12 protein-coding genes are annotated in these 7,337 nt (G+C 63.0%); 3 read left to right on the plus strand and 9 right to left on the minus strand.

The window, feature by feature from the left end:
* The first annotated feature begins 761 nt into the window (after positions 1 to 761).
* Both ACXJL8_RS28320 and ACXJL8_RS28325 read left to right on the plus strand, forming a co-directional pair.
* Positions 762 to 1,223, plus strand: coding sequence for a universal stress protein (locus tag ACXJL8_RS28320; RefSeq protein ID WP_456621628.1), 462 nt, complete (start codon positions 762 to 764; stop codon positions 1,221 to 1,223).
* 79 nt (positions 1,224 to 1,302) lie between these two features.
* The gene (locus ACXJL8_RS28325; RefSeq protein WP_007600646.1) at positions 1,303 to 1,431 is read left to right on the plus strand and encodes a hypothetical protein; all 129 of its coding nucleotides are present in this window, start codon (positions 1,303 to 1,305) and stop codon (positions 1,429 to 1,431) included.
* A gap of 67 nt (positions 1,432 to 1,498) precedes the next feature.
* Here ACXJL8_RS28325 and ACXJL8_RS28330 read toward each other — a convergent pair whose 3' ends face one another.
* The 5 genes from ACXJL8_RS28330 to ACXJL8_RS28350 form a co-directional block, all read right to left on the minus strand.
* Positions 1,499 to 2,065 (minus strand): DUF1697 domain-containing protein, encoded by a 567-nt coding sequence (locus ACXJL8_RS28330; protein WP_456621629.1) that lies wholly within the window; start codon positions 2,063 to 2,065, stop codon positions 1,499 to 1,501.
* 169 nt (positions 2,066 to 2,234) lie between these two features.
* Positions 2,235 to 2,507, minus strand: coding sequence for a hypothetical protein (locus ACXJL8_RS28335; RefSeq protein WP_456621630.1), 273 nt, complete (start codon positions 2,505 to 2,507; stop codon positions 2,235 to 2,237).
* A gap of 239 nt (positions 2,508 to 2,746) precedes the next feature.
* On the minus strand, positions 2,747 to 3,013 hold the full coding sequence (locus tag ACXJL8_RS28340) for a DUF3551 domain-containing protein (protein WP_456621631.1): 267 nt from the start codon (positions 3,011 to 3,013) through the stop codon (positions 2,747 to 2,749).
* A gap of 172 nt (positions 3,014 to 3,185) precedes the next feature.
* On the minus strand, positions 3,186 to 4,076 hold the full coding sequence (locus tag ACXJL8_RS28345) for a sigma-70 family RNA polymerase sigma factor (protein ID WP_456621632.1): 891 nt from the start codon (positions 4,074 to 4,076) through the stop codon (positions 3,186 to 3,188).
* A 20-nt stretch (positions 4,077 to 4,096) separates the two neighbouring features.
* Positions 4,097 to 4,405 (minus strand): hypothetical protein, encoded by a 309-nt coding sequence (locus tag ACXJL8_RS28350; protein WP_456621633.1) that lies wholly within the window; start codon positions 4,403 to 4,405, stop codon positions 4,097 to 4,099.
* A gap of 263 nt (positions 4,406 to 4,668) precedes the next feature.
* Between ACXJL8_RS28350 and ACXJL8_RS28355 the strand changes: the two genes are divergently transcribed.
* Entirely contained in the window at positions 4,669 to 6,075 is a 1,407-nt protein-coding gene (locus tag ACXJL8_RS28355) for a DHA2 family efflux MFS transporter permease subunit (protein ID WP_456685985.1), read from the plus strand.
* A gap of 94 nt (positions 6,076 to 6,169) precedes the next feature.
* Here the strand turns inward: ACXJL8_RS28355 and ACXJL8_RS28360 are convergent, their stop codons facing one another.
* The 4 genes from ACXJL8_RS28360 to ACXJL8_RS28375 form a co-directional block, all read right to left on the minus strand.
* The gene (locus ACXJL8_RS28360; protein WP_456621635.1) at positions 6,170 to 6,358 is read right to left on the minus strand and encodes a hypothetical protein; all 189 of its coding nucleotides are present in this window, start codon (positions 6,356 to 6,358) and stop codon (positions 6,170 to 6,172) included.
* A 46-nt stretch (positions 6,359 to 6,404) separates the two neighbouring features.
* Positions 6,405 to 6,593, minus strand: coding sequence for a hypothetical protein (locus ACXJL8_RS28365; protein WP_456621636.1), 189 nt, complete (start codon positions 6,591 to 6,593; stop codon positions 6,405 to 6,407).
* Positions 6,594 to 6,783: 190 nt separating this feature from the next.
* A complete protein-coding gene (locus tag ACXJL8_RS28370; RefSeq protein ID WP_456621637.1) occupies positions 6,784 to 6,987 on the minus strand; it encodes a hypothetical protein in 204 nt (67 codons plus the stop codon).
* 38 nt (positions 6,988 to 7,025) lie between these two features.
* Positions 7,026 to 7,199, minus strand: coding sequence for a hypothetical protein (locus ACXJL8_RS28375; RefSeq protein WP_456621638.1), 174 nt, complete (start codon positions 7,197 to 7,199; stop codon positions 7,026 to 7,028).
* Between the last annotated feature and the right edge of the window lie 138 nt (positions 7,200 to 7,337).

Genomic DNA, 7,337 nt, shown 5'->3' on the forward strand with positions numbered 1-7,337 from the left:
GTACAGCATCGAGCCGACGCTGATGGGCTCCAAGAAATGACCGCGTCGGTTCCCATCATGCGCAAAATATCGCGGAGCCCCCCGATGAAACCGCCTTAGCAATACGGTGACAGTGTCACCGTAACGCCGGCGAGGTCGGATGCTCAGCATATCATCGGGTTATCCCCGTGGTCGCAAACTCCACCCGGTTGATCCGAGGGCACTGGCGCAAATGCGCGGTAGGCCGGCGCACCGATCGACCGGTCGCCCTCGATACGATGGATGCTCGACCCCGCGCTCTGTCCGGCGTGTCGATCGCTGGTGCGGTGCTCACGCGCCTCGAGCGGCGTGCTGAAGATTGCGGTGACGACCAGTCCGGTCAACAAGGCCTTGGACAGGACTGACCCGATGGGATTTTTGAATGTAGTCATGGTGGTGGTTCCTTTCGATTGGGTGATCCCCCGCGAGGCAGGAGATCCGATCCACCACCCATAGACGTGCGTTGTCGCGCGCTTATTCCCAAGTCACGAAGTAGTTTTCGATTTGCCTGAGGCGCCGACAATCTTCGCGAACACGAGGCAGAGATCCGGATTCGGCTACTCTGCATCGAACGTGAGTAAAAGTTTAGTTGACCGAGAACCAAGCGCGCCCACGCAGTGCGAGGCGAGCCTTTACGAAGCCGCGACAGCGAGACCATGGCCGAAAACGCACATGGACCCACAGCGCGTATCGGATCATATTAACCGGGCATCACTTTGTTCGACGAGCAAGGGAGCCACCGAATGTACGCCAACATCCTCTTGAGCACGGATGGATCGGAGGTCGCGCGAAAAGGCGTTGAGCATGGCATTGCCTTGGCGAAGGCTTTGAACGCCAGGCTGACAATCATCACGGTGACGGAAGCGCTGCCGGTCGACTATGGGGGCGGACACGACTCGGGATGGATTCCGACGCAGGACGAGATCGACAGCTTTGACGCGGCCTGCAAGGTCCGTGCGGGCAAAGTGCTTGACGAAGCGCGCGCCATGTCGGAGCAGGTCGGTGCGTCTGCAGAACTCCTGCATGTTCCGAATGCGCACCCGGCCACAGCGATCATTGAAACAGCAAAGTCCAGGGGCTGCGACTTGATCGTCATGGCCTCTCATGGGCGCCGCGGCCTCAGGAAGCTGTTCCTGGGCAGCCAGACATCCGAGGTCCTCGTGGACGGAAGCGTGCCGGTGCTGGTGGTGCCGAAGCCGGCATAAGTGTAGGGCTTACCCGGCGCCACCTGGCTGTTCCGCCGGGCTACCGCACAAGACCGCGCTCTCGCGGCAGGAGAATTTCATGACTAGTGAAAAAGGCCCGAACATCAAGAAGAAGCAGAAATGCAAAAATTGCGAAGGCAAAGGCTTGCTCAAGAAGGGCGACAAGGTGGTGAAGTGCCAGCGCTGCAAAGGCACGGGGGTGCGGTGATATTGAGTTGATGACCGCTCTTTGACCGGGGGGTTGCGATGACAGTGCACGTCCCCAGCGATCGGATTTATTTTCGATCTGCGAGGCTGGATCGGGCCAAAGTCACGGCGTCACCGATGCGCCTTAGCGTATTCGTGGTGCGCAACGTGCCGACGCCTTTCAGGCGTCCCGCACCTAACGCCGAAAGCAGACGCGATCGCGCTGGATCGCCGGTAAAATGGATCCAGAGATCGCCACCGGCGACGGCAATTCGTTCATCGCTGATATAGCGTGCCAGGGCGTTTTCGCCGCCTTTCGGGATCGGGCTGCGCATCACGCGAACGGCGACCCTTCCCGGGTCAGCGGCCGCTTCGGCACTGAACGGGTTTGCGCGCAGCAGGCGTCGCCACGCGTCAGCATTGCGAACGATAATTGCGACATGCTTGCCGAACCGCACGTTGAAGGCGGCTTCAAGATTTTTCTCCAACCCGGAAATCGACGCCTTGTCGCTCTCGAAAGTCAGATTTCCCGTCGCGCCGACGGTTCTGGGGTTATGGAGACCGAGGCCTTGCGCCATGGCACGCAGCTCGGCCATCGCCAATCGCCGGCCGAGCGGGAGAACCACACTGTAAAGCAGGGCCACATAGGTCGTCATCGCTGGATGGCTCTCGTTTTCGGTCGACTATCCTGACCAGCCTTATCTTTCGCAAGGTCAAATATCTTAGGGGTGCAGTCCAGCACTGTCACCGTAATAGCCCGCACCATGAAGCCACTGGTATTCCGGCCGGCAACATCAAGCTTCGTGCAGTATTCCGGGCGATCCATCACAGAAAGGTCGTGAACTCATAAGCCAGCACGGCTCCGCCAAGACAGCGCCGCCATGGGTTCACCCCGCGGAAAATCTCGTCGAGGGCCCAAACGATGAGGCCGCCTTTGAACACGATGTCCAGGGCAATAGCGGCAGCGCCCGGCGGCTGCCAGCCCCAGCGCAGGACGCCGGCCACGATGACGACCCAGAGAACGAGGTTGGGGGCCTGGGCGATCGTGATGTCACCGGTTTCGCGGCTCCGAAAGAACCATTGCAGGAACCTGGGCATGATCGCGCTTGCCTCTCCGATCGCGAAGATACTCGAATACTCCGGTCGCCGCGATTGCGGCCGTCCCGATGTCTGCCATCGAGGGCCGCATCAGGTCTTTCGCGATTTCGGGAGATGACGACAACTGCGCTGGATTGCATGCCATCGACGGGCCGCCCATGCGTCCCGACGCATTGCTTCTTGTTCGGTGGAGCAGCCACATAAGGGCGCCGTCGCCGGCGCCTTTCATCGCTTGCCGCTCAATCCCGGCTGCGATGCAGCACGTGCCGTTGCTGCTGCGGCGCGTAGGCCCGCATCGGGTTGATACCGCAGCTCTCGTCGGTGCCGCTCGCGGTGGCCTGGCACTGCTCATAGGTGGAAAACTCGCAATTGCCGGGGTAGCCCGATTGGCGGCCCTGCAGGCAATAGGTGTCTTGCACCTCGGTTGCGGACGCGGCGGTAGAGGTTGCCGCGACGGTCAGGGTGGAAAGGGCCGCAAGGACGGCGATGGCGAGATGACGATGCATGAGGGAGCTCCTGCGTAGCGCTCGCTGGATGCGAGAACTCTCGCAAGCTAACGTTTCAGATCTCGAATACGTCGCAGGCGGAGAGATTAAATCGCTGTTATGTGCCACAGGGGCGGCACGCCCGTGCTCMACTCTTGCGCGCGGCGATGCAGCCACCGGCCGCGTCGCGAGCTCACCCTCCATCCACCACGCACTCCGCGCCATCGATCACGTAGGCTGCGTGACGAAAATCCCTGATGGTGGCGAGCTTGTCGGCGGACCAGTTCAGCAGCATGAAATATTTCGCCCGCCCGTTCGGCTCATTCGGATCGAACACCAGGATCGCGGGACGTCCGTCGACCTGCCCCGTCACCAGGTGCCAGTCGCTGATCTTCGAATAATTGCCGAAATAGCGCGACACCTCGGCCTTGCCATTCAGCCTGGTGCGGTTGACGAGCTCGAGCCTGACGTCATCGGCGATCATGGCGCGGATCGCGTCGAAGTCGCGGGCATTGAAATGGCCGACATAGGCGTTGAGCCGCGTGCGATCGGCGTCCGACAGGCCCGGCTGCGGCACATCGTCGGGCTCCTCGGCAAACTCACGCAGCTGCGTGCGCCCGCGATGCAGCGCGGCCTTGACCGCCGGCAGGCTGAAATCCATGATGTCGCAGACCTCGGCAAGCGAGCAGCCGAGCACGTCCATCAGGATCACGCTGGACCGCTGCGCCACCGGCAGCCGCATGAAGGTGCGCAGGCTGGTCGCAGCGATCTGGCGGCTTTCCACATCATCGAGCTGGTCGGCAATCATCTCCACCTCCTCAGCCGAATGCAGCGCCTCCTGCCGGTTGCGACGACGCAGGAAATCCAGCGCGGTGTTGTGCGCGACGCGGAACAGCCAGCCCTCCGGATTGACGACGGGCGTGACCGATTGCAGCGCTTCCACCGCCTTGATCAGCGCATCCTGCAGCACATCCTCACCGTCGACGACCGAGCCGACCATGCGCGCGCAGTAGCGATGCAGTTTCGGCCGCATTCGCGCCAGCAGGGCCTCGATATCGACGGTGGCCAGCGGGTCTGGCGCCATTTCTCCTCCGCCTCGCCTGGTCAGGACTCGTCCAGCATACGGTAGTTGCCGACGATCCTCACATCACGAACCAGCGGCGGCTCCACGCAGCGGTCGCGGATGCCGTCCTGGAATGCCTGAAACGCCTTGAGCTTCGGGATCGGGCTCGAGCCGTCCTCGGCCGCGGCCTCGACAAGATGGATGAAGGTGTCGTCCTCCAGCCGCAGCGTCAGATAGCGCACGCCGTCCGGCCCGGCCGCCTTCAATTCGGCAAATACGGCCGAAACCAGCTCGGCGTTCCTGTCGGCCAGCTCCGGCTTGGCCTTGTATCTGATCAACGTCCTTCTCATCGCGTGCTCCTTGCTCATGTCGCGACCTGGCTCGCTCATCGCGCGCCATCTCTCCATTTTAGCATGCCCTTCCCGGAAAACCGTTGCCCCGCTGTTCCGGATCGAGCTCGCGCAAATGGCCACGACACCCCTAGGACGTTTGCCGGCCGGCGAAGGATGCGGCCCGGCAAAAATTATTTCCGGGCGCATCCTTTGCCCCTCCGGCCTCGTCTAGCCGGCAGAACGCGCCGCGACAGGGCGGCGCGACACACGGAGACAGGGCGATGCAGACCCCGACCAATCGCGCCGAGCAGAACTGGGTGCTTGGCGTCACCGCGCTGGCATCCTTCATGATGGCGCTGGACGCCATGATCGTTACGACGGCATTCGCGGCCATCCGCGCCGAATTCGGCAGCCCGGTCGAGACGCTGCAATGGACCGTCAACGCCTTCAACCTGACCTTTGCCGTGCTGCTCCTGACCGGCGCCGCGCTCGGCGACCGCTTCGGTCGCCGCCGCATGTTCGCGGCCGGGATCGCCTTGTTCGTCGTTGCGTCGGCGGCCTGTGCGCTCGCGGGCAATGCCACCGCGCTGATCGCCGCCCGCGCGCTGCAGGGCGCCGGCGCCGCGCTGGTGATGCCGCTCGCAATGGCGATCCTGAGCGGCACGTTCGGCCGCGAGGAGCGCGCCCGCGCGCTCGGCATTTTCAGCAGCATCACCGGCTGCGCGCTGATCATCGGCCCGGCCATCGGCGGCTTCATCACCGAGCAACTCGGCTGGCGCTGGGTGTTCTGGATCAACCTGCCGATCGGGCTGATCGCGATCGCCCTGGTGCTGGCACGGTTGCGCGAAAGCTTCGGACCGGCCGCCGCATTGGACATCCCCGGACTGTCGCTCGTCGCCCTTGCGGCGCTGGCGCTGGTCTGGAGCCTGTTGCGCGGCAACGCCGTGGGGTGGGCGAGCGCCGAGGTCATGGGCGCGCTGATGTCAGGCCTGGTGTTCGCGGCCGGCTTCGTGCTCTGGGAGTTGCGCGCGGCCGCGCCGATGGTGCCGATGCGGCTGTTCGCATCGCGCGCCCTCGCCTCCGGCATGTCCGCAAGCGTCCTGTTCTACGCCGCGATGTATGGCGTCGTGTTCCTACTGCCGCAGTTCCTGCAGACCGCGCTGGGCTTCGACGCCTTCGGCGCCGGACTTCGCCTGCTGCCCTGGACGGCGACGCTGTTCGTCACCGCCCCGATCGCCGGCGCGGTCGTCAACAGGTTCGGCGAGCGGCCGCTGGTGGTGACGGGATTGCTGATGCAGGCGGTCGGCCTTGGCTGGATCGCCGAGATCGTGAATCCCGCGGTTGCCTACTCCGCGCTGGTCGCACCGCTGGTGCTGGCCGGCGTCGGCGTCTCGATGGCGATGCCGGCAGCGCAGAACGCCATCCTGAGCTCGGTCGCGGTGGCCGAAATGGGCAAGGCGTCCGGCGTCTTCAACATGGGCCGCTTCCTCGGCGGCATGTTCGGCATCGCTGCGCTGGTGGCGACTTTCTCGGCCAACGGTGGGGTCGATTCGGCCGTGCATTTCGAGAGCGGATTTGCCGCGGCGATGAGCCTCGCCGCAACGCTGTCGCTGGCCGGCGCGATTGCGGGGTTTTTCCTGCCGGCACGGCAACGCACCGCCGCAGCAGCCGCGCCACAAGATGCGTGACGCTCACAGATGACAGTGACAGTGCACTTGATGGCTTCGGCTGCTTTCGCGGGTTCGAGGCCCAGGAGCTAAGTGCACTGTCACCGTGGTAAGATTAGATGGTCGGAGTGACCTGCCGGGAACTCATACCTTGGTACGGCCACCCGCCGCCCGACACATCGTCCAGGGCGCTGTCACCAAGTCCATCCTTGTCGGACCTGGACGAGATCTTGGTCTCGGCGACGTCCTTCAGGTCGCGAGGTTCGGCTTCACCTTTGGAATTGGCGCCGTGCGCGTTGCTCATATTCAATCTCCACCTTCAGCAATGCTGGGCCGGTCAGGCCCCAAGATCAGATCCCCTTGTTGTATGTATTACCGCTCATGACCTGGGGCCAAAGGCCGCCTGAGACATCGTCCAGCGCGCCATCGCCGAGCGCATCCTTCCCCGGCGGCGACGAAATCTTGTTCTCCACACCGTCCTTGAGGTTCTGGTGAGGTACGACGTCGCCTTCGGAATTCGTGTCTTGCTTGTTGGTCATGTTAAATCTCCACCTTCATCAATGTCGATTGGGTCAACCCGACGTTGGAAATGCTGCGCTGGTCTTGTTTCGTAAGGACTTCAAGAGCCGGAGAAAACGATTTCCCCGGCGTCGCCCTTTGTTTCGTGGCATCGGCCGGGGCTTTGGCGATGGGCCATTCCCCACCGACGCGCGGCGGAGCGCTTTTCGGCTAGCCCCCCGGGCCGTTGACGCTGTAGCTGGCCGCCGCAGTGGGGCTGAACGGCCAGGTGCCGCCTGACACTTTGTCCAGCGAGCTGTCGCTAAGCGCATCAGTCGCCGGCGAGATTTGGGACACTGTGTTCTGAGCGCCGTCCTTGAGGCTCTCGCCGGGTACCGCGTTCGCTGTGGAATTCGTGTCCTGCTGATCGGTCATGTTCGATCTCCAGCTCTCATCAATGCCAAGCGCGGACGTCAGAACCCGTGGGTCGGAGGCACGCGGCCGCCGGAGACGTCGTTCAGGGAGCTGTCGCTGAGGGCATCCTTTTCAGAGGTCGAGATCTGGGATGCCTTGTTCTGAGCGGCATCCTTGCGGCTATCGAGAGATTCGGCTGCCGGCTTCGAATTCGTGTCCTGCTTATTGGTCATGTTCAATCTCCACTTAAAATGATGATCTTCCAACCCTGAGTTGYAACGACGCTCAATGACGTCATTCCTGAATATTCAAGGGCTTAGGAAAACGGCTTCTGGCGTCGCGCATGGCTTCATGCGCTTGAGGGTGAAGGT

The organism is Bradyrhizobium sp. P5_C11_2 (assembly GCF_054049755.1).